General features: G+C 39.4%; 1 protein-coding gene. It reads right to left on the bottom strand.

The window, feature by feature from the left end; all coding sequences use genetic code 11:
* On the bottom strand, window positions 1-771 hold a 771-nt coding region (locus GQR55_RS19980), incomplete at both ends, for an IS110 family transposase (protein ID WP_166421964.1).

Genomic DNA, 771 nt, shown 5'->3' with positions numbered 1-771 from the left:
ATTGTTTTATTCCATTGCCCGGCGACAATGGCTGCCATATAAAGTTTGCATCGAATTCTGGCTGGCCCAAGTTTACTGATTGACGTTCGCCCTTTTAATTTACCCGATTCATTATGCCGTGGGATTAACCCACAATAAGCCGCTGCTTCTTTGGCTTTATTAAATTTTTTAGCCGCAAATAAATACGTCAGCTCTCTCGATAATACGGGCCCAATGCCAGGGATAGACTCAAGTAGCTTTCTGTTTCTTTTTAAATCAGGTTCATTATCTATGTGGTTATCAATGTCAGATTTAAGCTGTTTAATTTCATCGTCTAAAAACGCGATAGTCACTTTTATCGATTGGCAAACACGCGCAGAAACGTTGCTGAATTCACTTGCTTCTAATCGGTTTGCTTCTCGTTGTCGGTTACTCTCAAGCGCATCTAAACGACGAATAAGAGCTTTAAGCTCTCTAACCTCTAATGCTTCAGGTTGCCAATAATTAACGACTGCGTGCTTAGCACAGCCGTAATGAGCAAGCATCGTTGCATCAGATTTGTCTGTTTTGTGAATTATGTTTAAAGCGTCTGCATACTTTTTAGCTTTACCAGGATTCGCTAAAATAATATTAAAGCCTCGCTCGTGTAAAAAATACATCAGTGCTTCATGATAAACACCCGTTGGTTCGAGGGTGATAACGAGCTCACTAGCAGCGCTTTTTGTTGTATTTAAAAGCCATTTTTCTATTGCTAAAAAGTCTTGGCGCTTGTTTTTAAAGACTTTTGTTTTA

Origin of the sequence: Pseudoalteromonas sp. Z1A8 (assembly GCF_011378855.1) — a bacterium.
Lineage (GTDB): Bacteria > Pseudomonadota > Gammaproteobacteria > Enterobacterales > Alteromonadaceae > Pseudoalteromonas.
Note: the sequence above shows the minus strand (reverse complement) of the source record. Positions and strands in the feature narration are given on the sequence as shown.